This is a genomic window from Oleiphilus sp. HI0043, from assembly GCF_001634935.1.
Map to the genome: position 1 here is coordinate 1 of NZ_LWEY01000765.1, position 626 is coordinate 626.

Annotated in this window: 1 protein-coding gene; it reads left to right on the forward strand. The window is 45.4% G+C overall.

From position 1 onward, the window contains the following. The coding region (locus tag A3729_RS08730; RefSeq protein WP_068633670.1) for a recombination-associated protein RdgC at positions 1–626 on the forward strand (626 nt) is incomplete at both ends.

Genomic DNA, 626 nt, shown 5'->3' on the forward strand with positions numbered 1-626 from the left:
ACAACAGCACCGCAAAGTTACACGCAAAGAAAAAACTGAGCTAAAGGAAGAAATCACTAACCTCTTACTACCTAAGTCTTTCACCAAGACATCGCGCTATTTCGCCTACCTTTGCCCTTCGAAAGGCTACCTTGTGATTAACACTTCATCAGCCAAATTGGCAGATGAACTGACCAGCTATTTACGCAAAACAATTGGTTCACTTCCTATTCGCCTACCAGCAGTTAACCAGGCCCCAAGCTCGATCATGACACACTGGGTCACCGAGCCAAGCAGCCTACCAAGCTTTATGACTGTAGGCTTAGAATGCGAACTTACATCACAAGGTGAAGAGAAAGGATCTATTAAGTATAAAGGCTTGGAACTCGATCAAGAACAGATCGACCAACAAATCAAATCAGGAATGGAAGTCACCAAACTTGCTGTCGAGTGGCGCGAGTCACTAACACTATTATTAGGCTCTGATTTAAGTGTGAAGCGCATCAAGTTTGGCGATATGCTACAAGATCAACTTGACGACATGAACGCCGAAGATGCCGCCAGCATGTTTGACGCTGGCTTCACCATTATGACGGCAGAGTTCGACAAACTAATTCCAGAGATCCTGGAAGCATTCGGCGGTGAAG